This window comes from Thermohalobacter berrensis, assembly GCF_003609645.1.
Classification (GTDB): Bacteria; Bacillota; Clostridia; order Tissierellales; family Thermohalobacteraceae; genus Thermohalobacter; species Thermohalobacter berrensis.
Map to the genome: position 1 here is coordinate 13,954 of NZ_MCIB01000015.1, position 24,962 is coordinate 38,915.

24 protein-coding genes and 2 other annotated features are annotated in these 24,962 nt (G+C 29.3%); of the genes, 20 read left to right on the top strand and 4 right to left on the bottom strand.

Annotated elements, in window-relative coordinates:
* The first annotated feature begins 102 nt into the window (after positions 1–102).
* From BET03_RS07970 to BET03_RS08015, 10 genes are all read left to right on the top strand, one after another.
* Positions 103–2,349, top strand: a complete 2,247-nt coding sequence (locus tag BET03_RS07970; protein ID WP_120169121.1) for a spermine/spermidine synthase domain-containing protein — start codon at positions 103–105, stop codon at positions 2,347–2,349.
* Positions 2,350–2,378: 29 nt separating this feature from the next.
* Positions 2,379–3,200 (top strand): ATP-dependent sacrificial sulfur transferase LarE, encoded by an 822-nt coding sequence (larE, locus tag BET03_RS07975; protein WP_120169123.1) that lies wholly within the window; start codon positions 2,379–2,381, stop codon positions 3,198–3,200.
* Positions 3,201–3,302: 102 nt separating this feature from the next.
* A complete protein-coding gene (locus BET03_RS07980; RefSeq protein ID WP_120169125.1) occupies positions 3,303–3,923 on the top strand; it encodes a class I SAM-dependent methyltransferase in 621 nt (206 codons plus the stop codon).
* A 44-nt stretch (positions 3,924–3,967) separates the two neighbouring features.
* Positions 3,968–4,432, top strand: coding sequence for a DUF441 family protein (locus BET03_RS07985; RefSeq protein ID WP_183108786.1), 465 nt, complete (start codon positions 3,968–3,970; stop codon positions 4,430–4,432).
* 123 nt (positions 4,433–4,555) lie between these two features.
* Positions 4,556–4,770, top strand: a binding site (T-box leader).
* A gap of 61 nt (positions 4,771–4,831) precedes the next feature.
* The gene (gene trpS, locus BET03_RS07990) at positions 4,832–5,836 is read left to right on the top strand and encodes a tryptophan--tRNA ligase (protein WP_120169129.1); all 1,005 of its coding nucleotides are present in this window, start codon (positions 4,832–4,834) and stop codon (positions 5,834–5,836) included.
* A gap of 60 nt (positions 5,837–5,896) precedes the next feature.
* Positions 5,897–6,727: a VanW family protein gene (locus BET03_RS07995; protein ID WP_120169177.1), complete on the top strand. Its 831-nt coding sequence runs from the start codon at positions 5,897–5,899 to the stop codon at positions 6,725–6,727.
* A 139-nt stretch (positions 6,728–6,866) separates the two neighbouring features.
* Positions 6,867–8,810, top strand: a complete 1,944-nt coding sequence (locus tag BET03_RS08000; protein ID WP_120169131.1) for a BglG family transcription antiterminator — start codon at positions 6,867–6,869, stop codon at positions 8,808–8,810.
* Between the two features lie 59 nt (positions 8,811–8,869).
* Positions 8,870–9,325, top strand: coding sequence for a PTS sugar transporter subunit IIA (locus BET03_RS08005; RefSeq protein ID WP_120169133.1), 456 nt, complete (start codon positions 8,870–8,872; stop codon positions 9,323–9,325).
* Between the two features lie 20 nt (positions 9,326–9,345).
* Positions 9,346–9,654 carry a PTS fructose transporter subunit IIB gene (locus BET03_RS08010; protein ID WP_120169135.1) on the top strand — a complete coding sequence of 103 codons (309 nt, stop codon included), beginning with the start codon at positions 9,346–9,348 and terminating at the stop codon, positions 9,652–9,654.
* A 19-nt stretch (positions 9,655–9,673) separates the two neighbouring features.
* Positions 9,674–10,732: a PTS fructose transporter subunit IIC gene (locus tag BET03_RS08015; protein ID WP_120169137.1), complete on the top strand. Its 1,059-nt coding sequence runs from the start codon at positions 9,674–9,676 to the stop codon at positions 10,730–10,732.
* Positions 10,733–10,776: 44 nt separating this feature from the next.
* Here BET03_RS08015 and BET03_RS08020 read toward each other — a convergent pair whose 3' ends face one another.
* Positions 10,777–11,787 carry an ABC transporter substrate-binding protein gene (locus BET03_RS08020; RefSeq protein WP_120169139.1) on the bottom strand — a complete coding sequence of 337 codons (1,011 nt, stop codon included), beginning with the start codon at positions 11,785–11,787 and terminating at the stop codon, positions 10,777–10,779.
* A 134-nt stretch (positions 11,788–11,921) separates the two neighbouring features.
* Between BET03_RS08020 and BET03_RS08025 the strand changes: the two genes are divergently transcribed.
* The 9 genes from BET03_RS08025 to BET03_RS08060 all read left to right on the top strand — a co-directional run bounded on the left by BET03_RS08025 (position 11,922) and on the right by BET03_RS08060 (position 22,963).
* Positions 11,922–12,269, top strand: coding sequence for a hypothetical protein (locus BET03_RS08025; RefSeq protein WP_120169141.1), 348 nt, complete (start codon positions 11,922–11,924; stop codon positions 12,267–12,269).
* 126 nt (positions 12,270–12,395) lie between these two features.
* Entirely contained in the window at positions 12,396–12,938 is a 543-nt protein-coding gene (locus tag BET03_RS08030; protein WP_120169143.1) for a CDP-alcohol phosphatidyltransferase family protein, read from the top strand.
* 37 nt (positions 12,939–12,975) lie between these two features.
* Positions 12,976–13,206 (top strand) — a binding site (T-box leader).
* Positions 13,207–13,264: 58 nt separating this feature from the next.
* Entirely contained in the window at positions 13,265–13,432 is a 168-nt protein-coding gene (locus BET03_RS13645) for a hypothetical protein (RefSeq protein ID WP_183108787.1), read from the top strand.
* Between the two features lie 29 nt (positions 13,433–13,461).
* Positions 13,462–16,113, top strand: coding sequence for a valine--tRNA ligase (locus BET03_RS08035; protein WP_120169145.1), 2,652 nt, complete (start codon positions 13,462–13,464; stop codon positions 16,111–16,113).
* A 65-nt stretch (positions 16,114–16,178) separates the two neighbouring features.
* A complete protein-coding gene (locus BET03_RS08040) occupies positions 16,179–17,474 on the top strand; it encodes a bifunctional folylpolyglutamate synthase/dihydrofolate synthase (protein ID WP_120169147.1) in 1,296 nt (431 codons plus the stop codon).
* Positions 17,475–17,531: 57 nt separating this feature from the next.
* Positions 17,532–17,753, top strand: coding sequence for a hypothetical protein (locus BET03_RS08045; protein WP_120169149.1), 222 nt, complete (start codon positions 17,532–17,534; stop codon positions 17,751–17,753).
* Between the two features lie 185 nt (positions 17,754–17,938).
* Entirely contained in the window at positions 17,939–19,261 is a 1,323-nt protein-coding gene (locus BET03_RS08050) for an alanine/glycine:cation symporter family protein (protein ID WP_120169151.1), read from the top strand.
* 112 nt (positions 19,262–19,373) lie between these two features.
* The gene (locus tag BET03_RS08055) at positions 19,374–20,309 is read left to right on the top strand and encodes a YncE family protein (RefSeq protein WP_120169153.1); all 936 of its coding nucleotides are present in this window, start codon (positions 19,374–19,376) and stop codon (positions 20,307–20,309) included.
* Positions 20,310–20,326: 17 nt separating this feature from the next.
* Positions 20,327–22,963 (top strand): calcium-translocating P-type ATPase, SERCA-type, encoded by a 2,637-nt coding sequence (locus BET03_RS08060; RefSeq protein ID WP_120169155.1) that lies wholly within the window; start codon positions 20,327–20,329, stop codon positions 22,961–22,963.
* Positions 22,964–22,978: 15 nt separating this feature from the next.
* On the opposite strand, the gene BET03_RS08065 is transcribed toward BET03_RS08060, so the two are convergent.
* Positions 22,979–23,521, bottom strand: coding sequence for a DUF4364 family protein (locus BET03_RS08065; RefSeq protein WP_120169157.1), 543 nt, complete (start codon positions 23,519–23,521; stop codon positions 22,979–22,981).
* Between the two features lie 93 nt (positions 23,522–23,614).
* Entirely contained in the window at positions 23,615–23,821 is a 207-nt protein-coding gene (locus BET03_RS08070; protein WP_120169159.1) for an alpha/beta-type small acid-soluble spore protein, read from the bottom strand.
* Between the two features lie 217 nt (positions 23,822–24,038).
* Here BET03_RS08070 and BET03_RS08075 point away from each other — a divergent pair, with 217 nt between their 5' ends.
* Positions 24,039–24,758 carry a 4Fe-4S dicluster domain-containing protein gene (locus tag BET03_RS08075; RefSeq protein ID WP_120169161.1) on the top strand — a complete coding sequence of 240 codons (720 nt, stop codon included), beginning with the start codon at positions 24,039–24,041 and terminating at the stop codon, positions 24,756–24,758.
* Position 24,759: 1 nt separating this feature from the next.
* Here BET03_RS08075 and BET03_RS08080 read toward each other — a convergent pair whose 3' ends face one another.
* Positions 24,760–24,948 (bottom strand): hypothetical protein, encoded by a 189-nt coding sequence (locus tag BET03_RS08080; RefSeq protein ID WP_120169163.1) that lies wholly within the window; start codon positions 24,946–24,948, stop codon positions 24,760–24,762.
* Positions 24,949–24,962 lie beyond the last annotated feature (14 nt).

A 24,962-nucleotide genomic window follows, 5' to 3' on the forward strand; every position in this document is an offset into this window, starting at 1 on the left:
ATTAACTTAATTAATTTACTGGTTTATGAGATATATAATCAAATGTAACAAAACAATATAGACTTAATTTTTGAAATTAAATAATAGAGGTGAATGTAGAATATGAAAACTGAAAATAAAGGAAACTTTAATAATCTTATAGCAATTTTTTTTACTTCCAAATCATTATTTATTTATGAAATACTAATTACTAGATTATTTTCAACCATATTACATTATCATTTTGTATTTTTAACTGCTTCTCTAGCTATACTTGGTATAGGTTTTGGAGGTCTAATTGTATATAAGAATAAAAATAGGTATAAGAATAGTTTATTAGCATTCATACTTTCGTTATCATATATAGTATGTGTCCTTTTTATATATAAATTACCTTATATAAACGTTTATATAATTTATTCATTAATATCAAGTATACCATTTGTTTTTGGCGGTATGATAATTTCAAAAGTTTTTTTAGAAAATAATGGGCAAGTAAACAAATTATATTTTGCAGATCTACTAGGTTCAACCTTGGGAAGTGTTTTAATTATTCCTATTATGGACTACTTTGGATTTATGGTGACACTTTTTATTGTTAGTATTATAAGTTCCTTAGCTTCATTATTGTATAATGATAATACAATAAAAGGTCTTAAACATACAATTTATCTATTTATTTTTATTATGTTAGTTCTTATAATGGAACAGAATTTAATTTTAAATTTAGAAAAAAATTTTACTGCTTATTTTACTAGTCCTACTACTATGTACACATATATAAAAGAAAAATTTGATAAAAATGCTAAGATAGTATATACTCACTGGGATTCTATTTCTAGGACAGATGTTGTAGAAGAAAGTAATGGAGATACAACTATTATAACCGATGGTGGTTCAAGTACCTCTATGATAAAATTTAATGGGAAATTACAAAATGTAGAATATTTAAAAAAGGAAATAGGTTTTTTACCTTTTACCCTAGGAAACAATGAAAATACACTAATTATTGGTTCAGGAGGAGGAAAAGATGTATTATTAGCACTGTTAGGGGGAAGTAGGAGAATAGACGCAGTAGAAATTAACGGTTCTATAATTGACGCCGTTAATCAATTTAAAGAATTTAATGGTGATATATATAATTTTGATGGAGTTAATTTATATATTGAAGATGGGAGAAAATTTATTGAGAAAACTGATAAAAAATATAATAATATATACTTGTCTATGGTTATGACAAAGGCAATAGAAAAAGGAGGATTGAACCTTTCTGAAAATTATGTTTTTACAAAAGAGGCAATAAGAGAATATTTTAAGCATCTGGAAGATGACGGTTATTTAAGCTTTATGTTTCATAGTACCCATGATATGATTAAAGGAATTAATACAGTTTTGGAAGTTTTGTTAGAAATGGGGGTAAAAAAAGAAAATTTAAATGAACATTTTATTGCGATTAATAGTATAACTAATTCAATGGATGAAAAACAAAATTCCAACATAAATATGCCAGTTGTAATATTTAAGAAAACACTATTTACTAATAAGGAATTATCTAACATATATGATGAAATAGTTAAGCAAGATAGGATAATAATTAATATGCCAGGATTAAAATATATGGATATTTATGAAGGAATTAGCAAAGGAGAATTGAAATTATCGGAGTTATATGATAAATTAACAATTAATATTAAACCATCCACTGATGATAGACCTTTTTTCTATAATTTCACAAAAGGATTACCAAATACATTGAAAATATTGCTAAACATAACATTTCTTTTAACAGCCACAACATATTTATATATTGTGAAATATCAAAAACTTTTTAGACATGCTGTTTATTTCGGAGCCATTGGGGTAGGATTTATGATGATAGAGATACCTCTTATACAAAAAAGCATACTTTTTTTAGGTAATCCAGCCAAGGCATTTAGCTATATATTATTCTCTTTATTGTTAAGCTGTGGTATAGGAAGTTTTTTTAGCACCAAGAAGGTTTTTATGACTAAAGTTAAAGAAAGACAAATTATTTTTATACTTATACCAATTATAACCATGGGATTACTAGCTTTAATTCCATTTATAATTAATAATTATATTAATATTGACAATGCTTATAAACTTTTACTAATTAGTATAATTTTGTTTCCTTTAGGTTTTTTCATGGGAATGGCCTTCCCAATGGGAATATTTAAATTAAGAGCCCAAAATAATCATAACTATATCCCACTTATGTGGGGAATTAATGGGATAACTTCTGTTTTAGGCTCCGTGTTAGCTTTAGCTGTATCTATGAGTTTTGGGTTTAATATTGCTATAATTACTGGAGCTTTGTTTTACTTAGCTATTTTTATATTTAACATATAAAAACTATAGAGAATTGAGGGGGTAAAGATATGGACTTAAACGAAAAATATACTAAGTTAAAAGAAATTATAGAAAATTTAGGAAGTGGAGCAGTTGCTTTTTCAGGTGGAGTAGACAGTACATTTTTAACAAAAGTCTGCAAAGATGTTTTAGGAGATAAAGCTATTGCAGTTACTGCTACATCATCAACTTATCCTCAAAGAGAATTTAAAGAAGCATGTAAGTTAGCAAAGGATATAGGAATAAAACATATAATTATTGAATCAGAGGAAACTGATATTGAAGGATTCAGTAAAAATCCTCCAAATAGATGTTATTATTGCAAAAAGGAGCTATTTACAAAGGTTAAAGAAGTGGCTAAAAAGTACGATATACAGTACGTATTAGATGGTTCAAATTACGATGATTTAGGAGATTTTAGACCGGGAATGGAAGCAGCTAAAGAGTTAAAAGTTGTAAGTCCACTGAAAGAAGCCAAACTTACTAAGGAGGATATAAGAAAACTTTCAAAAGTGTTAAATCTTCCTACTTGGAGTAAACCTGCCTTTGCATGCTTATCATCCAGATTTCCTTATGGACAAGAGATTACAGAAAAGAAGTTAAACATGGTAGAAAAAGCAGAAGACTATCTAAAAAATTTAGGATTTATACAATTTAGAGTAAGACACCATGGTGAAATTGCAAGAATTGAGGTAAGTCCTGATGAAAGAAATAAGTTTTTTGATGTAGAACTATTAGATGAGATTTCAAGGAAGTTAAAAGAAATAGGTTTTACATACGTAACTATGGATTTAACAGGATATAGAACAGGAAGTATGAATGAAGTTTTAAAGGAAAAGGATACAAAATAAATTGGTTTGCTGATGGATTTTATCCATCGGCTTTTTTAGTATTGAATAATATTATAAAAAGAGAAATTGCTTTTTAGCATTTTTATATAGGAGGTTAATAAAATGGATAAAAAGACGAAAGTAATTCAAAAAAGGTATAATCGAATTGCAAAAATTTACGATTTATTAGAATTACCACTAGAGAGATTAAAACTTTCTTTATGGAGAAAAGAAGCCATTTCTCACTTAGAAGGTAAAGTGTTAGAAGTTGGAATTGGTACAGGTAAAAACCTAGAGTATTATCCAGAACATTTAGAAGTTACAGGTATAGATATTAGTGATAAAATGATTAATAAAGCCAAAAATAGAGGAAAGAAACTTAATAAAAAAGTAAAACTAATCCAAATGGATGTCCAAAATTTAAGTTTTGAAGATAATAAATTTGATTCAATATATGCTTCGTGTGTTTTTTGTTCAGTTCCAGATCCAGTCAAAGGATTGAGGGAAATTAAAAGAGTGTGTAAAAAAGATGGAAAGATTGTAATGATTGAACACATGAGAAGCGAAAAAAAGATTATGGGTATTATAATGGATATATTTAATCCATTAGTAGTAAAGACTTATGGTGCTAATATAAATAGACGTACAGTTCAAAACATAAAAAAAGTAGGTTGGAAAAGTGTTGAAACTAGAAATTTATGGTCAGATGTAGTAAAAATGATTATCATAGATAATAGTAAATAAATATAATATTTACTATAAAATTGATAAAAATAAGAGGTGAAATTGTGGAGGAAAGTTTAATTATATTATTTATTATTTTAGGTTTGGGATTATTTGCACAAAATCAATCTTTGGCAATAGCAAGCTCATTACTTATTTTATTAAAATTATTAAATTTAAATTTTTTATTTCCAAAGTTAGAGGCTTATGGGCTAAGAATTGGAATAATAATACTTACAACTGGAATTCTAACTCCAATTGCTATGGGAAAATATTCAATTAAGGATGTATTAGAGTCGATCAAATCACCTATAGGACTGACAGCTTTAATAAGTGGAATAATAATTATTTATTTTTCAGGTAAAGGATTTAAATTACTTACTTTAGAACCGAAAGTAGTAATACCTATAGTGTTTGGTTCAATAATAGGTTTAATCTTATTTAAAGGTGTTCCTATAGGGCCTTTAGCTGCAGCGGGTATATCTGTTGTTATTTACAATTTATTAGGCTTTATATATAAGTTCTTTTAACAGAGGTTGAATTAAACATAATGTTAATGAACATACTAAATTTATTAACATAGGATTTGTAAAATAAATTATTTTATTTCTTGAATAAATTTTATTCTATGATATAATTAATAAAAAAATATAAATAAAACGATGACTAAGACTAGTAAGCATATAGGCTAACTAAAGCGATCCGGGGATGGTGGAAGCTCGGAGTTAAGCTGTATGCTGAATGGACTTAGGAGTGTGAATCTGAAATAGTAGTAGGATTTAACGGTTATATCCACCGTTATGGATAGAGTGGGCCGTTTATGGTCAATTAGAGTGGTACCGCGAAAGTTAAACCTTTCGTCTCTAAAATAGGTTAGAGATGGGAGGTTTTATTTTGTTTAATATCACATCAAAAGGGAGGTATATAAAGTGGAAGATAAGAAGGTAATATTTAGTGGGGTACAGCCATCAGGAAAATTAACCATAGGAAATTACTTAGGTGCTATTAAAAATTGGCTTAAATATCAGGATGAATATGATTGTTACTTTTGTATAGTAGATTTACATGCTATTACTGTTCCTCAAGTAGCTAAAGATCTTAGAAGGAATTCTTTAGAAGTATTAGCTTTATATATAGCAAGTGGACTTAATCCAGAAAAGGTAACTTTATTTATACAATCACATGTAAGTGCCCATACAGAGTTGGCTTGGGTATTAAACTGTATGACATATATGGGTGAATTAAATAGAATGACACAGTTTAAAGAAAAGTCTAAGAAAAATGAAGCTAACTTAAATGCGGGGCTTTATACGTATCCAGTACTTATGGCTTCAGATATACTACTTTATCAAACTGATTTAGTACCTGTAGGAGATGATCAAAAACAACACTTAGAATTAGCTAGAGACTTAGCTAGAAGATTTAATAATAGATATAGCCCAACATTTAAGGTTCCAGAACCTATTATCGCCAAAGTTGGTGCAAGAATAATGAGTCTTCAAGAACCTAATAAAAAGATGTCAAAATCTGATGAGAATGAAAACTCTTATATTCTATTAACAGATGACCCAGATACTATAAGAAGAAAAGTAAAAAGAGCAGTTACAGACTCATATAATACAGTTAAATTTACTGATGAACAGCCAGGTATTAAAAATCTTATTACTATATACTCTAAGTTATCAGATGAATCTATTGAAGATATAGAAAATAAGTATGAAGATAAAGGATATGCTGATTTTAAGAAGGATTTAGCAGAAGTTATAATAGAGGGCTTAAGACCTATAAGAGAAAAATTTGAAGATTTAATGAAAAATAAAGATTATTTAGAAGAAATATATTTAGAAGGGGCTAACAATGCAGAAAGAGTAGCAAGAAAAACATTAAGGAAAGTTTATAGAAAGGTAGGTTTTAGACCTAGAAAATTTAAATAGAAAATACCCACTAAAATAGTGGGTATTTTCTATTTGAGTGGTTATATAATAGAGGATGGGATGATTAAAATGCAACCTAAAAAAAGGTCAAAATTAAGAATTGTGATGGGTCAAAAGTATTATAGATTAAAAAGATATTTAGAATGGTATTTTGGGAATAAGAAATATGCTAGAGAATTATTAACTATTAAATTACCATATGTAATATTTACACATAGAACACCTTTAATAAGAAAACTAAAAGATGTTGATATGTGGATGCAATATAATAAAGTTACAAATCTAAAAATTGCTACAAAAAAGTTAAATGGAATTTTATTATATCCTGGAGAGACTTTTTCCTATTGGCGGTTAATAGGTAAACCAACAAAGAAAAAGGGTTATGTAGAGGGAATGAATTTATTCTATGGTAAAATTCGACCGTCAGTAGGAGGTGGATTATGCCAGCTTTCAAATCTTATTTATTGGATGACTCTACACACACCTTTAACGGTAACGGAAAGATATAGACATAGCTATGATATATTTCCTGACGTAAATAGAACTCAACCCTTTGGAAGTGGTGCAACATGTGTATATAACTACCTAGATTTACAGGTATACAATAATACAGATGATATTTATCAATTAATTGTTTATTTAACGGATGACCATTTAGTTGGTGAATGGAGAGCTGAAACTCCTAATCCTAGTAAATATAAAGTATATGAAAAAAAGCACTGGATTACACAGGAATACTGGGGTGGATATATGAGACATAATATTATATATAGAAGAGAATATGATTTAAATGGTGAAATTATAAATGATGATTATATTACTGAAAACCATGCTATCATGATGTATAATCCTTTAATAGAGGGTAAACCAAAAAGTGTTGAGGAAGATTAATCTTCCTCAACACTTTTAATTTTACTTATAAACTTTAGGAAACAAGATAAAATTTTCCGCATGTAATACGGAAAATTATTGGATTTTATTTTCTAATAAAAAGAATTATAATTGAAACTGTAGAGAGGGGAAGATAATCTTGAGTTTTGATGCGCGCAAAAAGAAAATATTATCTGGATTCATAAATAGTAATGGGCCCATAACTGGTAAATATTTGTCAAAAGCAGTAGGGGTATCTTCTAGAACAATTAGGAATGACATAAAATTACTTAATAAAGAGCTTAATAAAAAAGGAGTAAGGATTACATCTAATCCCGGAATTGGATATTCTATTGAACCCAATAATAAAGATTCTATTAAAATTTTGAAAGATTTAACTAAAAGTAAAAAGGATTTACCTATACTTCCAGAGGAAAGAGTTTTCTACATAATAAAAAAGCTATTGTATTCAGATGATTATATTACTCTTGAAAATCTTGCAGAAGAGTTATATGTAAGTAAATCAACAATTGTTAATGATGTTAATAGAGTTGAAGAGTGGTTAATGAAACGCAATTTAAAATTACATAAAAAACCTAATTATGGAATTAAAATAGAGGGGGATGAAATAAATTTAAGATTTTCAATATCAGATTATTTAACTAATTTAAAGTTAAGATATGATAATGTAGTAGAAAATCAACAGTTAAGGGAAATGTTAGCAGACATAGATGTTGATAAAATAAAAAATATTATCCTAGAATCATACAAAGATATGCCATTAAAGTTATCTGACATGGCCTTCAATAATTTAGTAATTCATATTGCAATCGCTATAAAAAGAATTAGGGAAGGCAAAAAAATATTTTTACCACATTCAGAGATAAATAGCTTAAGATATAAAAAAGAATATAGTATTTCAGAGAAGATTGTTTCAGAATTAGAAAAAGACTTTTGCATAGATATTCCAGATGAAGAAAAAGGATATATAACTATACATTTATTAGGAACAAAGGCTTTAAAGGATAAAAATTTAGATAATAGAGAAATTAAAAATACTATAGGTAATAGTTTAATGGAATTAATAGAAGAAATGGTTAAAGAAGTCTATAGAGTATATAATGTAGATTTTAGTGATGATAAAGATCTATTATATGGTTTAGCCTTACATTTAAGGACTACATTAAATAGGTTAAAGTACAATATGAATCTTCGAAACCCCCTGTTAAAAGAAATTAAAGAAGAATATCCCCATGCTTTTGAAATGGCTATTACAGCCTCTAAAGTATTAGAAAAAATAGAAAATACATCTATTGATGAAAATGAAATAGGGTATATAGCAATGCACTTTGGAGCTGCAATTGAAAGAAAGAAGTACCTAGAGAAAAAAGAAAGAAAAAGAATAGCAATAATTTGTGCTACAGGAATGGGAACAGCACAGTTTTTAGCTTCAAAAATTAAAAAAACTTTTATTAATGTTGATATTATAGGTGTATTTCCTTCATACAAAATTGATGAAATTTTATCTCAAAAACCAGATTTAATACTTAGTACAGTACCCCTAGAGGTAAAAGACATACCTACTATACATATTAGTACCCTTCTTAGCAAAGGGGATTTAGAAAGAGTTAATAGGGCACTAGAAAATTCAACTGAAACTGATGATAAGGAATTATTAATTGACTTATTTGATAAAGATTTATTTATTACAAATATTGAACATACAGATAAATTTCAAGTTATAAAAGACCTAAGTAGGTTATTATATGATAAAAATATTGTTAAAGAAAATTATGAACATTCAATAGTTGAGAGGGAAAAAATATCTTCAACTTCTATTGGAAATTTAATTGCAATTCCCCATGCTATTTTGGGAAACGCTATCAGCTCTAAAATAGCTGTAGGAATATTAAAAAAACCAATAAAGTGGGGAAAGGATAGGGTACAATTAGTATTCTTACTTGCATTTGAAAAGATGTCTGATAAGTATTTTGAAAAAATATTTGATGTTTTTTTTCAGATTATCAATGACAAAACAAAAGTGCTTAAGCTTATAAGCGCAAAAAATTTTGATGATTTTATTAATATACTACGAGGTAATTAATCCACTTATAAACTTCATATATTTACTACAAATGGCAAATGTAAAGGAAGTGTTAGGTTATGAATATCACTAGTCTAATAAATGAAAAATTAGTTAATTTAGAATTAAAGGCTAAAGATAAAACAGAAGCTATAGAAAAATTAGCAGATTTATTAAAAAAAGAGAAAAAAATAGAATCCAAAAAAGAGTTTGTTAAAGGAATCTTTAAAAGAGAGAATGAATCAACTACAGGTTTTGGTAAGGGAATTGCTATTCCACACTGTAAGTTAGATAGTATTAAAGAGGCAAGTATTGTAATAGGAAAGTTAAAAAAGGGTATTAATTGGAATTCTATAGATGGAAAACCTGTTTATTTAATTATTATGCTAGCTATCCCTAGTAAAGAAGCAAAAACTACCCATTTAAAAATACTATCAAATTTAGCTAGCAGTCTAATTGATGATAAGTTTACTAACAATTTATTAAAAGCAGATAGTTATGAAGAAATAATAAAATTATTAAATGAAAATAACTAGGAATTAAAGGAGGAGATTGTATGAAAATAGTAGCAGTAACAGCATGTCCTGCAGGTATAGCACATACCAATATGGCTGCATCGGCTATAGAAAATGCAGCAAAGAAGAGAGGGATTGAAATCAAAGTAGAAAAGCAAGGGGCATTAGGTCTACAGAATGAAATTACCTCTAAAGATATTGAGGAAGCTGATGTTGCAATTTTATCAGTTGCTACAAAAGTAGAAAAAGAATCCCGTTTTGACTCTTTACCTGTTTATAAGGTTAAAATTGATGAGACATTAAAAAATCCAGAAAAGGTAATTGAAGATGCTTTAAAATTAATTAAATAAAATAAGAGGAGGATAGATTATGGATAGAGTTAAAAGTTTAGGAAAAGAATTACAAGAACACTTAATGACAGGAGTATCTTATATGATTCCCTTTATAGCTGCTGCAGGTCTTATGTTAGCCCTTTCATCTATTATAGGAAAATTTACTCTAGGTACTGCAACTGTTTGGCTAGATGAATATTCAGGAACTTTTGCAAATACTATTAACAGAATCGGTGGAATGGGTTTTAGTCTACTAATACCTATAATAGCTGGATACATATCTTACTCTGTTGCAGATAAGCCAGGTATTGCCCCTGGTATGATTGGTGGAGTTTTAGCAAATGAAATGAAAGCAGGTTTTATTGGAGGAATAGTAGTAGGTTTATTTGCTGGATATTTAGTAAAATGGATGAAGGATAACATTAAATTACCAGTGCCAGTAATGCCTTTATTAACTATTATACTTATACCTTTAGGAGCAACATTAATTGTAACTTTAGTCTTCTATTATATAATTGGACAACCAATAGCAGGATTAATGGCTTTCTTAGAAAATTGGTTAAAGGGAATGCAAGGTGGTAGTAAAGTTATTATGGCTATGATTTTAGGTGGAATGATGGCGTTTGATATGGGGGGACCACTTAATAAAACTGCTGTTGCTTTTGCTTTTGGAATGTATGCTTCAAATATTTATGAGCCAAATACAGCAATTCATATAGCAGTGTCAGTTCCACCATTAGGTATGTGGTTGGCAACTAAATTAGCTCCTAAAAAATATAGTCAATCAGAGTTAACTGCAGCTAACCCTGCAGCTATTATGTCACTATTTGGAATTACTGAAGGAACAATTCCTTTTGCTATGGCAGACCCATTTAGAGTAATTCCTTCGATTATGATAGGTACAGCTGTAGCAACAGGTTTAGCAGCTTTATTTGATATTATTAATCCAGTGACTTTAGCTTTCTTTTTATCTTGGCCGTTTGTAAATAAACCAATTTTATATGGTGTTTGTATGATTTCTGGAATGGTAACTATTGCTCTATTAGTGAATCTATTAAAACCAACTAAAAAAGAAAAGAAAGCTGAAGCTATATAATATTGAAAATGTGCCATACCTTTTTGGTATGGCACATTTTTATTCTATTCTAAAGTTATTGTCTCCATAGCTTTTTCTGCAAACTTAGTTGTAACTATCTTGTCATATGGTGCTCTTTTGTCAAGTTGACCTGCCATTTCCATTATTTCCATTAAGTGATTTAAACCCTTTTCAGTTAATATAGGATCAGGTTTCCAAGTATCTTGGTCTCTATATCTATTTATTACAGTAACAAGTAATTCCTTATCAGTATCAGGAAAATGAGGCTGTATTGCTTCAGCTACTTCTTCAGCTGTATGAGATTGTACCCAAAGCATACCTTTGTAGATAGCATTGGTAAAACCTTGTATTATGTCTGGATTTTCTTCTATATAGCTCTTTTTAGCACTGTAGCATGTATAAGGTATATATCCTGCTTCTTTACCAACAGATGCAACTATATATCCTTTACCTTCCTTTTCAAGCATTGAAGCTGTAGGTTCAAACAATGTGGTGTAATCTCCTTCACCACTTGTAAATGCTCCTGCCATCATGGCAAATTGAATGTCTGTTCTAACGTTTACATCTTTTCCTGGCTGCAACCCATGTTTTTTAAGCACATATTCTAGGGTCATTTCAGGCACTCCACCTTTTCTTCCACCTAATATTGTTTTTCCCTTTAATTTTTCAATTGTAAAGTCTTCATCCTTTTCTCTACCAACTATGAAAGAACCATCTTTTTGGGTTAATTGTGCAAAGTTTATTGCATAATCTTTTTTACCTTGATTATATACATATATTGATGCTTCAGGACCCATAAAACCTATATCAGCTTGGTCACTTAATAGGGCAGTCATAGATTTGTCAGCACCTTTACCATTAGAAAGTTCAATTTTTATACCTTCCTCTTCAAAGAAGCCTTTAGTCATAGCAACATATTGTGGGGCGTAAAAAACAGAATGGGTTACTTCCACAAGTCTTACCGTTTTTAACTCTTTTTTTTCACAACCAACAATTATGGTAGAAGATATTAAGATAAGTATCAAAAAAAGAGTTATTATTTTGGATTTTAGCATTTTATCCCTCCCAGAAAAATTTATTACCTTGTTTCATATTATATTCGGATAAGGACATATTGGTGACAACTATAAGAGAATGTGAATATATAAAAACTAAAAATACATAAACTAATAAATAAAGGAGGGATTATGTGGAATTAAATATAAAAGTTGAAAAAAGCAGAAAAAATAGATATGGTTATATTAAGGGAGAAATTAATGATTATAGTTGGTTTGCACTTGTACATAGAAAAGATGTAGAATATGGCATAGATCCAAAAACTCTTAAAAAAGGTAATGGGAAGATAACAAGATTATGTGTTTATAAAGATATACCTATTTCCTTAGAAAATAATGTTAAATACGATGGAGTTATAAAAAGATATATATTTGCAAACTATAAAAGGGAATGGGATGTATTAAGTCCTGACCATAAATATATTGTTAAGAATTTAGTGGAATATCTTGAAAGAAGGTATAGTATAAAGCTTGTAAAATAAAATATAAAAATTGGAAGGAATTATATATAAAAATGTGGAATAATAAAGTAAGATTAATATTGCCAATTTTGTTATTTTTTTATATCATTATACAATGTACTAAACTTTTGAAAGATGAGGTGTAACATGAATATACCTAATATATTAACTATTTTTAGATTTTTTTTAATTCCAATTTTTATTACTATATTTTACTCACCAATTGACAATAATATAAAATATGCCATTTATATATTTATATTGGCTGGGATTACCGATGTTTTAGATGGATACATAGCTCGAAATTTTAATATGGTTACTAAATGGGGTACAGTTCTTGACCCCCTTGCGGATAAATTAATGCAACTTACAGTTTTAGTTTGTTTTACTGACAAAAACTTTCTGCCTATTTGGGTTATTTTAGTTATAGGTATAAAGGAAATACTAATGATAATTGGAGCTTTATTTTTGTATTATTTTGCTGATAAAACTGTTGTACCAGCCAATAAGTTTGGTAAACTAGCAACAGTTTTCTTTTATGCTGCTATATTAGTAATAGCATTTACATCTAACATAACAATAAAGTATGTATTTGTAGGTTTAACTTTATTGTTGACTATAATTGCTTTTGTTAATTATTTAATTGGATTTAATAAAATTAGCAAAGTTACTAATATAGTTGACAAATAGGTAATATATTGTATAATTGAATTAACAATAGTATAGATTATAGGCTGTGAAGGAGAGGAGTAAGTAAATACCCCTTAAAGAGAGTAGAACCCAAAGGCTGAAAGGTTCTACAGGGCAATATTTACTGAAGGTAGCTCTGGAGCCTTCAAACTGAAACTAGAGTAGGTTTGAACGGATTAACCGTTATCTTATTAAGTGTCAGATATACTAGGAATAGTATGTATATCTGGAAGTAAGGTGGTACCGCGAGTAAACCTTCGTCCTTATATGGATGAAGGTTTTTATTTTTTATTAAGGGTTTTATATTTTTCAAAGGAAGTGAAATAATGCTTACTTTAGGGGGTCTACTATTTATTTTAAGTGGTTTTATATTATTTGGATCAGATTTTTATTTTAAAAAGGGTAAGATTAAATCTTTAAAAACTCTTTTAAAAATTAAATTATCAGCACTAGTAATTGCCATTTTAGCTACATTATTAATGCTTAACAGCTAAGGATAAGGAAAATCTAAAGGAGGGATAGTGTGAAAAAAGAACTGGCAAAAAAGTATAATCCTAAAGACTTTGAAGAAAGAATTTATAAGTATTGGAATGAAAATGAATATTTTAAGGCAGACCCAAATGATGAAAAAGAACCATTTACTATAATGATGCCACCTCCAAATGTTACAGGGAATCTTCATATGGGCCATGCTCTTAATAATACTATTCAGGATATACTAATAAGATGGAAAAGAATGGATGGATATGAAGCCTTATGGCTTCCAGGAACAGACCATGCTAGTATTTCTACAGAGGCAAAGGTAGTTGCTAAGATACGTTCAAAAGGAAAGACTAAAGAAGAGTTAGGTAGAGAGAAATTTTTAGAGGAAGCATGGGATTGGACTGAGGAATATGGAGGAAACATTAGAAATCAGCTGAAAAAATTAGGTGTATCATGTGACTGGTCAAAAGAAAGATTTACGCTAGATGAAGGCTTAAGTAAAGCTGTAGAGGAAGTATTTATAAGATTGTATGAAAAAGGTCTTATTTATAGAGGGAATAGAATAATAAACTGGTGTCCTAGCTGTAGAACGGCAATATCTGATGCAGAGGTTGAGCATAAAGATTCAAATGGGAAGTTATGGCATATAAAATATCCTGTTAAGGATAGTGACGATTTTATCACTATAGCTACTACAAGACCTGAAACAATGTTAGGAGATGTTGCTGTAGCAGTACATCCAGAGGATGAAAGGTATAGACATTTAATAGGTAAAAAAGTAATTTTACCACTAGTAAATAGAGAAATACCAATTATTGAAGATGAATATGTAGACATGGAGTTTGGTACTGGTGCTGTAAAAATAACACCTGCCCATGACCCTAATGATTTTGAAATTGGATTACGACATAATTTAGAACAGCTAAAGATTATGGATGATGATGCTAAAATAAATGAAAATGGTGGGAAATATAGTGGATTAGATAGATATGAAGCTAGAAAAGAAATAGTAAAAGATTTAAAAGAACAAGGATATTTAATAGAGATTGAAGACCATGACCATAGTGTAGGGCATTGTGAAAGATGTTCAACTGTAGTAGAACCGATTATATCTAAACAGTGGTTTGTAAAAATGAAACCTTTAGCAGAACCTGCTCTAAAAGCGTACAAAGAAGGGAAGTTTAGATTTATACCAGAAAGATTCGGTAAAATATATGTACACTGGCTAGAAAATATTAGAGATTGGTGTATTTCAAGACAGCTTTGGTGGGGTCATAGATTACCTGTATATTATTGTAAAGATTGTGATGAAGTAATGGTAGCAAGGGAAATGCCGAAAGCATGTACTAAGTGTGATAGTAATAATATTTATCAAGATCCAGATACCTTAGATACATGGTTCTCATCAGCATTATGGCCATTCTCTACATTAGGCTGGCCTGAAGATACTGAAGAATTAAAATACTTCTATCCAACAGATGTTTTAGTAACTGGATATGATATTATATTCTTCTGGGTTGTTAGAATGGTATTTTCAGGTTTAGAGCACATGGGAGATATTCCTTTTAAAAATGTATTAATCAATGGATTAGTAAGAGACTCACAAGGTAGAAAGATGAGTAAATCATTAGGTAATGGTATCGATCCACTAGAAATAATAGATAAGTATGGGGCAGATGCATTAAGATTTATGCTTGTTACTGGAAATACACCAGGAAATGACATGAGATTCCATATGGAAAGGGTTGAAGCTAGTAGAAATTTTGCAAATAAACTTTGGAATGCATCTAGATTTGTTCTTATGAATCTAGAAGATGATATAGTAAGTGAAGAAGAAGCCCAAAAATATATGGAAGAAGAGGATAAATGGATTATATCTAGAGTTAATAACATAACAAAAGAAGCAACTGAAAATATGAATAAATTTGAACTTGGTATAGCTGCACAAAAGCTTTACGATTTTATTTGGAGTGAATATTGTGATTGGTACATTGAAATGGTAAAACCACGTCTTTATGGGGAAGATGAAAATAGTAAAAATACTGCAAGATATGTATTGTTAACAGTTCTAAAAGATATATTAAAGCTATTACATCCATTTATGCCATTTATCACAGAAGAGATATGGCAGCATCTTCCAAATACTGATGGATCATTAATAAAGGCTAAATGGCCACAATATCAAGAAGAACACAATAATGATAAAGCAGAAAGAGAAATAAGCTTTATAATGGAAGCAGTTAAGAATATAAGAAATATTAGAGCAGAAGCAAATGTTGCACCATCTAAAAAGGCTAAAGTAATTTTTGTTACAACAGATGAAGAAATAAAAAGTATTTTAGATAACGGAAGAAATCATTTTGCTAATTTAGCGGCTGCATCAGATATTGAAATAAGGGATAATAAAGAAGGTATAGGAGAAGATGCAATGTCAGCAGTAGTTGAAGCTTGCGAGATATATATGCCATTAGAAGAATTGGTTGACATTGAAAAAGAAATTGAAAGGCTAGAAAAGGAAAAAGAAAGATTAGAAGGAGAGTTAAAAAGAGTTAATGGAAAGCTTTCAAATGAAGGGTTTGTTAATAAAGCACCTGAACATATTGTAGAGAAAGAAAGGGAAAAGAAAAAAATGTATCAGGAAATGATGGATAAAGTATTAGAAAGACTTGAGGCTCTTAAAAGTAAAAAATAAAAGTTGAGGGGATATCCCCTCAACTTTTAATAAAATGTACTAATAACATTTGGGGGAGTGAAAATATGGACTACAAAGAGGCTTTAGAATATATACATAGTATTGGTAGATTTGGGAGTAAGTTGGGACTAGAAAAAATAGAAAAACTATTAGAATTATTGGGTAATCCCCAAAAAGACTTAAAAATTATTCATGTTGCAGGAACAAATGGGAAAGGTTCAACATCTTCGTTTATTACGTCTATTTTAGCTGAAGCTGGCTATAAAGTTGGATTATACACGTCCCCATATTTAGAAAGATTTACTGAGAGAATTAGAATTAATGATGATGAAATTCCAAGGAATACTTTGGCTAGACTAACAGCTAAAGTAAAAAGTAAAGTAGAAGAAATGGTAGAACAAGGCTATGATCATCCTACAGAATTTGAGATAGTAACAGCAATAGGTTTTTGTTACTATAAAGAAGAAAAGGTTGATTTTGTTGTGTTAGAGGTAGGTCTTGGGGGAAGATATGATGCCACAAATGTTATAGATAAATCTTTAGTATCAGTTATTACTCCAATTTCTATAGACCATAAAAATGTCCTAGGAGATACAATAGAGAAGATTGCTTGGGAAAAGGGAGGTATTATTAAAGAAAATGGACTTGTGGTAATTCATCCCCAAGAAGAAGATGCACAATATGTGATAAAAGAAATTGTACATAGAAAAAATGGACAACTTATAGCTACAAATCTAGATAATGTAACTATAAAAGAATCTAACCAGTTTGGAAGCAAGTTTGATTTTACATTTAATAAAGAAAACCTTAAAGATTTAGAAATAAAACTTAGAGGGAACCATCAAGTAAACAATGCAGCTGTTGCTTTAACTACTATACTAACATTAAGAGATAAGGGACTTTTAGATATAAAAGAAAAATCAATTAGAAATGGTTTAAATAACACCAAGTGGAAGGGTAGACTAGAAATATTAAAGAAAAATCCAACATTTATGATTGATGGAGCACATAATATTAGTGCCATTAAGTTTCTAAAAAAATCTATTAAAGAATTGTTTAAATATAAAAAACTTATTTTAGGAATAGGGATTTTAGGAGATAAAGAAGTTGATAAGATACTAGAAGAGCTTATCCCAGTTGCAGACAAAGTAATAGTTACACAAGCTAATAATCCTAGAGCATTAAGTGCTAGTGAATTAGCAGAAAAAATAAAAAAATATAATAATGATTATATTATTCAAAAGGATATAAATGAAGCTGTTGATATAGCCTTCGATATAGCAAAAGAAGATGACCTAATATTATTTTCAGGTTCATTATATCTAATTGGTGATGTTAGGAAAAAAGTTTTATCTAATTAGTTATTTTTTTCCTCCCTATTGAATAAAATAACAATATACTTAATAGGGAGGGCAGTTATGTCTGTAGTAAAATTTAGACCTTATAAAAAATTAAGTGATAAACAATTACTAGATGAAGCATACAAAAAGATGAAAAAGTTACAACAGTTAGAAAGAGAAAAGAAAGAAGAACTTTATAAAGAAGAGGTTATGAAACTTAATGAAATGATAATTGAGATAAAGAAAAGAAATTTAAAAATTGATAATAGGACACTATTAAGGAGAATATTACTTAATTAAATTTTTAAGTTTAATATTAAATCTACTTACTAATAAAACGTCTGCTTTAAGCAGGCGTTTTTTCTTTTTAAAACAGTTTTTTTATTTAAGATACATTAAATTAATATTTATTACAGAAAATAATTAAGAACCTGTTACATTAAAAAAATTATAGTAGTAAAACAATAAAGGATAGAGGTGAAACTATGAATCTAACAGAGTTACTTCAAAGTTTAAGTGCTTTTCTATGGGGAACTCCACTACTTATTTTATTAGTTGGTACTGGAATATTACTTACGTTTAGACTTAGAGGTATTCAAGTAAGAAAGTTTTTTAAGGCTTTTACATTATTATTTCAGAAAAATGAATCAGAAGGAGATATAACACCATTTCAAGCCTTAACAACAGCATTAGCTGCTACTATAGGTACTGGTAATATAGCAGGAGTTGCTACTGCTATTGCAGCTGGTGGTCCAGGAGCAGTATTTTGGATGTGGGTTACAGCATTTTTTGGAATGGCAACAAAATATTCAGAAGCTGTTTTAGCGGTAAGATATAGAATTAAAGCTGATGATGGAGAAATATCAGGAGGTCCTATGTATTATCTTGAAAGAGGACTCAATCAAAAATGGTTAGGAGTACTTTTTGCAATATTTGGAGCAGTAGCTTCATTTGGAATAGGAAATATGGTTCAAGTTAACTCCATAGCTCAAGCCCTTGAAGCATCACTTAATGTACCACCTTTATTTACGGGTATAGTAGTTGCTATAGCAGTTGCTGCAGTTATAATTGGAGGAATAAAAAATATAGGAAGGGTTACAGAGTTTATAGTACCTATTATGGCTGGTGTATATGTATTAGGATGTTTAATAATTATAATTTTAAATATATCCGAGGTACCAGAAGCCTTTGGACTAATATTTAGCAAAGCTTTTTCTACGACAGCTGCAGTAGGAGGCTTTGCTGGAGCTACTATAAGGATGGCAATTCAAAAAGGTGTATCTAGGGGTGTATTTTCAAATGAATCTGGTTTAGGTAGTGCACCAATAGCTCAAGCAGCAGCTCAGACTGATTCACCTTCAAATCAAGGTTTAGTATCAATGTTAGGAACTTTTATTGACACAATTGTGGTATGTACTTTTACAGCCTTAACATTAATTACAACTGATGTATGGAAAAGTGGCTTATCAGGAGCCAAACTTACAACTGAAGCTTTTAACAAAGGCTTACCGGGACCAGGAGGTTTTATAATAGCCTTTGGGATAATCTTTTTTGCATATTCTACAATTTTAGGGTGGAGTTACTATGGAGAAAAATGTCTAGAGTATTTAGCAGGTCATTGGATTGTTAAAATATACCGTGTAATATTTACCCTTGCAATAATTGTTGGTGCCACTCAAGAATTGGCATTAATTTGGAACTTAGCAGATGTAATGAATGCTCTTATGGCTGTTCCAAACTTAATAGGACTTATTGGGTTAAGTGGTGTTGTAGTAAGTGAAACGAAAAAATATTTAGAAGGTTATTAAATAAGAATGGCTGGATTTATCCAGCTATTTTTTATTTTTATCCTCTATTCACCAATGTATTTTAGAATGCATAAACTGTAAATAAGTTATAAGCGGTGATAGAGGTGATATTATGAGTATAAATAAGGATAAGTTGATAGTCGCTAATACAGGAAGTGATACTCTGACTGTTATAGACTTAAAAGATGATTATTCTCTAGAAACATTCAAACTATGGGAAATGTTAAATAGTAGTGGTATTCAAAATTTAAATAGTAGCTCTGCAATTGGCCCTTATACCTTAGCAGCAGGAAATGAAAAAAATATTATATATTCAGTAAATTCCTATGATAATAGTGTTTTTAAAATAAATATTAAAGATATGGTAATTGAAGAGGTAATTTATATAGGTAGGTCACCTAGTCATGTAGAAATTATAGATGGACTTATTTTTGTTACTAATACAGATTCTAATTCTGTTTCAGTAATTGATGAAGAAAATTTTGTTATTTTGGAGAATATAACAGTAGGAGAGAAGCCCTATGACATAAAAGCAGATTTTGAAGAAAAAAGGGTTTTTGTTGCAAATAGTAACGAATACAGTATTAGTGTTATATATTTGGAAAATAATAAAATAGAGAAGATTAGATTAGATAGTAATCCTTTGCATTTTTTTTTGAATTCAAAATTATTATATATTTTATCATCTCAAGTAAATGGAATGGTAAAAAGTAGTGTATCGATTCTTGATTTATCTAATAATGAACTTATAAAAAAGGTATATATTGAAGGGGTACTTGTTGATATGACTCCTATAGATAAAAAAGATGAAATATTTGTAACAAATGCTGAAGATGGGTATCTATATAAAATAGACCTAATTAGAGGAAAGATTATAGACAAGTATCATCTTGGAGGAATGCCAAGTAAATTATTATGGGATGGGAATAAATTGTTATATATAGTAAATTCTTTAAAAAACTATATATCATTATTTGATTGTAGTAAGGGTAAAATAATGAAAAACATAAAAGTTGGTATAGAGCCTAATGGACTAATTTTTCTATAACTAATAGGAGGGATTAAATGGATAAAAAAGAATGGTTTAGGTTAACAGTGGATGAGACTATTGAAAAATTAAAAACTAATAAGGATATTGGATTAACAGATGATGAAATAGAAAATCGCAGAAAAAAATATGGACTAAATGAACTGACAGAAAAAGAAGGAACTTCAATTTTTCAAATGTTTTTAAATCAGTTTAAAGATTTTATGGTAATAATACTTATTATTGCCGCTGTTATTTCTGGAATACTTGGTGAAGTTACTGATACAATTTTAATATTTATTATAGTTATATTAAATGCAATATTAGGAGTAGTCCAAGAAAATAAAGCAGAACAGTCATTGAAGGCATTAAAGAATATGTCAAAACCAACGGCTAAAGTTTTAAGAAATGGCAATATACTAGAGGTTAAATCTGCAGAGATATTTCCAGGTGATATAGTTATACTTGAAGCTGGCGATTACGTTCCAGCTGATGGTAGATTAATTCAAAGTGCCAATTTAATGGTTGAAGAATCGGCATTAACAGGGGAATCGGTGCCAGTAACCAAATCAATAGATATACCTAAAGGGGAAGATATTCCAATAGGAGATAGAAAGAATATGGTTTTCTCTTCAAGTATAGTAACCCATGGTAGGGGTAGATGTGTAGTTACAGAAACAGGTATGAATACACAGATAGGAAAAATAGCAGAACTATTGGAAGAACAGGAAAATATTAAGACACCACTTCAAGAAAAACTAGAAGAATTAGGTAAATGGCTAGGTGTATTAGCTTTAATAATTTGTGGACTTATTTTTTTAATAGGATATTTTCAAGGAAGACCAGCATTTGATATGTTTATGATTGCTGTTTCACTAGCAGTTGCAGCAATTCCAGAAGGTTTACCAGCAATTGTAACTATTGTGTTATCCTTAGGTGTTCAAAGAATGATAAAGCGACATGCTATTATAAGAAAATTACCTGCTGTAGAGACCCTTGGAACAGCTTCTGTGATTTGTTCAGATAAAACAGGAACCCTTACTCAAAATAAAATGACTGTAACAAAATTATATACCTATAATGAATTAAAAGATATAGATGACATTAATCTAAGCTTAAAGGAAGATAAAACTGCAATCGAAGTAGGTCTTTTATGTAATGATGCATCTATTGAAGATAAAAATGGAGAAAAGGATACTATAGGAGATCCAACGGAAGTTGCTTTAGTTGTTTTAGCATATGAGAAGGGGTTATATAAAAAAGAAGAAGAAAGTAAAATGAAAAGAGTGAATGAAATTCCTTTTGATTCAGAAAGGAAGATGATGACTACAGTTCACGAATATAATAATGGATATAGAATTTTAACAAAAGGAGCTATAGATGTTCTTTTAGAAAGATGTAATAAAATATTGATAAATAATGAAATAGTTGAATTAACAGAAGATATAAAAATGGATATAATGGATGCAAATAAAGAAATGGCATTAAGGGCTTTAAGGGTTTTAGGATTAGCCTTTAAAGATGTTGATAGCATACCAGATAAATTAACTTCAGAAAATACGGAGAAAAATCTTGTTTTTGTAGGTATGGCTGGTATGATAGACCCTCCTAGAGAAGAAGTAAAAGATGCAGTAAAAGAATGTAAAGAGGCAGGAATAAAACCAGTTATGATAACAGGGGACTATAAAGTGACAGCAGTAGCTATAGCAAAAGAATTAGGTATACTAAAGGATGAAGCTGAAGCAGTTGAAGGAAAAGAAATAGATAATATGACACAGGAAGACCTAGAAAAAAATGTGAAAAAATATTCTGTATATGCACGGGTTTCTCCAGAACATAAGGTAAGAATAGTTAAAGCATGGCAAACACATGGAAAAATTGTAGCTATGACTGGAGATGGAGTAAATGATGCTCCTGCATTAAAAAGGGCTAATATAGGATGTGCCATGGGGATTACAGGAACAGATGTATCTAAAGAAGCTTCTGATATGATATTAACAGATGATAATTTTACAACTATAGTAGCAGCTGTTGAAGAAGGAAGGACTATATTTGATAATATAAAAAAATCTATTCACTTTTTATTATCATGTAATATTGGAGAAGTTGTAGCACTCTTTATAGCAATATTACTTAATTTACCTAGTCCTTTAATACCTATACACATATTATGGGTAAACTTGGTAACAGATAGTTTTCCAGCTTTAGCTTTAGGAGTTGACCCTGCTGAACCAGACATAATGAAAAGAAAGCCTAGAGATCCTAAAAAAGGTATATTTGCAGAGGGACTTGGGAACTCAATTATAGTTCATGGGATTATAGTTGCATTAGTTACTTTGTTAGCGTTTAATATAGGTAGGAAAATAGATATTACTACTGGAAGAACGATGGCTTTTACTACTTTAGCCTTTTCACAACTTGTGCACAGTTTCAATGTAAGGGCAAAGGATGAATCTATATTATATGTAGGATTTTTCTCTAATAAATATTTAATTGGAGGAGTACTTGTATCCACTGTATTAATGCTAGGAGTAGTATTTATACCATTTTTAAGAAACATATTTAAACTGACATTACTAACAGTTAACCAGTGGTTTTATATAATTACTTTTTCAGTTCTACCATTAATTATAGTAGAACTATATAAAGGAATAATGAGAAGAATAAAGGAATAGGCTAGTAAAATCAGCCTATTCCTTATCACTATTATTTGCAAGTAACTCAAATATTTTCTTATATATAATTTGTGGATTTTCCTTCCAGTTTTTACAAATAAGTTTAGCTTGTTTATTTGAAGGTACATTTAATGATAGATCAAATAAAGTTATATCTTTTTCTATAACCTTTAATGATACAATATATTCAGTATCATTTTTTTTGTAATAATTTCCTATAATTTGAGTTTCTTTAATCATTTCCTCTTTCTTTTTCTGTAGACTCTTACTTAATTGTAATTTTATATTATCTGGTATTCTATCGATAAAATAGTTAAGAGTATCTTTACCTATTTCTGTTAATTTATAATACTCATTTCCCTCTTCTGTTACTGTTTGTAAAAAATTAGAGGTTGTTAATTCACTTAAAAATTGTTGTACCATGAAATAATTCATATAATTGTTTTCTAAAACAAATTGAGTTATTTCTGAATTAGTAAGAGGAACCTCAGATATATCAATTATGTAAAGTAAAAGAAGTTTATTTTGTGCTACTTCTTTAGTATTTTCTCCAAACATATTGTCACCCTCTTTAAATTGTATATAAAAAATTATAACATATAAAAAAAGAGAAGTGTATTGCTACACTTCTCTTTTTTGTATATTATTTAATTATTTTCCAGATATTTGGTTTTCTGCATGTTCAATAAGTCTCTTTACCATATATCCTCCAACATAACCATTTTGTCTTGAAGTTAAGTTACCTTTATCTATATTATTATAGTTTTCTAAACCTAATTCATTGGCAATTTCAAGTTTCATTTGTTCAAGTGCTTGCCTAGCTTCTGGAACTACTATCTTATTATTGTTTCTAGCCATGTCTTTCCCTCCCAAATAGATTGCTTACAACATCATTAAATTGATGTTGTACTATTAATATAACCTTTTATTTAAAAATATATTCTGGAAAAAATATAATAAATGAATATTCTATAGAAAAATAGCATATAATTATTAAATTAGGCTAAAAATGTTTTTTTATAATCAAATTTAATCTAGTATAATTAAATTAGATAATAAAACAGGGGGGTATATTATGGAAAAAGATATAAAAAAAATAATAATTAATAAAGCAACTGATATGGGAGCAGCAAAAATAGGATTTGGAAACCTAAATGGCTATCTTCCTGAAGAATTATCACATTTAAACACAGGTATTTCGATAGCCATAAGATTATCAGATCAAATAATTAACGATATTAAGGATAAACCGACTTTCACATATTTCCATCATTATAGAACAGTAAATTTTTTAATTGACCAAATAACGTTACAGATAACAACTATACTTCAAAATAGAGGTTATTTAGCTATGGCAGTACCGGCATCTCAGACAGTAAAAACTAGTAAAGATGCATATAGAGGCATTTTCCAGCATAGAACAGCAGCCACTTTGTCCGGATTAGGGTGGATTGGAAAAAATGCCTGTTTAGTAACTGAAGAATTTGGACCTAGAGTGAGATTAGGAACTGTTCTTACTAATTTACCTGTTGACTATGATACACCAATAACAGAATCTAAATGTGGTAAATGTAATATTTGTGTAAGTAATTGTCCTGCATTAGCCTTAAAGGGCAATAAATGGTACCCAGGAATCCCAAGAGATGAACTAGTTGATGCATATGCATGTAGCACATTTATGAATGAACATTATAAAGGCATAGGTAGAGGTTCAGTATGTGGTTTATGTATATCAAAATGTCCTAAAGGAATAAAGGTTCTTAAGATTAATAAGGCTGCTAAGCAGCCTTATTAACCTAAGAAAGTTTATTTTTTATAGGAACTTTTACATCTTTTCTAATGCCATGTTGATGCCCATTTTCTAATTGAGCCTTTTGGGATTTTTTTTCTCTATAATAATGTCTTTCATCATTTGTAATAGTTATAGCTGAATATTCCCTTTGTCTACCTTTAATATTAGTATAGGTGCTTTTTCTTCTAGACAAAATTAACACCTCTT